The following is a 1,037-nucleotide window of genomic DNA, read 5'->3' as shown; positions in this document are numbered from 1 at the left end:
GAAAGGCCAATGCCTTGGCATGGGAACTGATTTCGTTAGGTGTTAAGCCCAATGATCGAGTGGCCATCATGGCTTCCTTTGAAGCGGAAACGATCATTGGCATTTTAGGCGTGCTAAAGAGTGGAGCCGCCTATGTCCCGATTGATCCAGCAACACCGAAGGAACGAATAGAGCATATCCTGAACGATGCAGCCCCCAAGGTCATTTTAACAAGAGAGAAGACTATGGAAACGGAAGTCCCACTCATCTCGATGAATCTTGAAGATCTGGGCGAGAATGCGGAAAACCCAGCGTGTGCCGTTGAAAAAGACGACATCGCCTATGTGATTTACACATCAGGAACGACAGGAAAGCCAAAAGGTGTGGCGGTGACACGAGGCAATCTGGATCATTACTTGTCGTATGCAGATCAGGAATACCAGAAGGAAGCTTGTACGACGGTACTGATTACAAGCTTAAGTTTCGACCTCTCCGTAACGTCCTTGTTCTTACCGCTGATTAGTGGTGGATCTCTTCTATTAAAGGGAGGAGACGCGGAGGAAAGGCTGCGTGCAGCATTCAAAGATAACAGGGTAACTTTCCTTAAGCTTACTCCGTCCCATTTAAAAATGCTGGAAACCTATGCAGACGGCGTAGATGTACCGAATTTAGAAACGCTGATTGTCGGTGGAGAAGAGTTCACCACAGATACGGCACGGAAAACGCAGAAGCTATTAGGAGACAGCGTCAAGATTCATAATGAATATGGCCCTACGGAGACTACCGTAGGATGCTGTGACTATGTCTATTCCAGCGAAAAAGATAAGGGTTTAAGTGTAGGAATCGGGCGTCCCATTGCCAATATGCAGCTCTATATACTGAATGAGATGGAGTTATGTGGTATTGGCATTCCTGGTGAGCTATGCATCGCCGGAGACGGAGTAGCCAAGGGATATCTAAACCAGCCTGAATTAACAGCGCAGAAGTTTATCGACAATCCATATGGCGAAGGGAAGTTATACCGCTCTGGAGATTTGGCGAGATGGCTGCCTAACGGG

At 47.4% G+C, this 1,037-nt stretch carries 1 protein-coding gene; it reads left to right on the top strand.

Annotated features, from left to right (window positions below; genetic code table 11):
* Nucleotides 1-14 precede the first annotated feature (14 nt).
* Nucleotides 15-1,037, top strand: a 1,023-nt coding sequence (locus G9F75_RS19665; protein ID WP_260399156.1) for an amino acid adenylation domain-containing protein, incomplete at its 3' end; no start/stop codon positions are given.

Origin of the sequence: Bacillus sp. EKM208B, from assembly GCF_011800725.1 — a bacterium.
Classification (GTDB): Bacteria; Bacillota; Bacilli; order Bacillales; family Bacillaceae; genus Bacillus; species Bacillus velezensis.
This window is presented reverse-complemented; position numbering and strand designations above follow the sequence as displayed.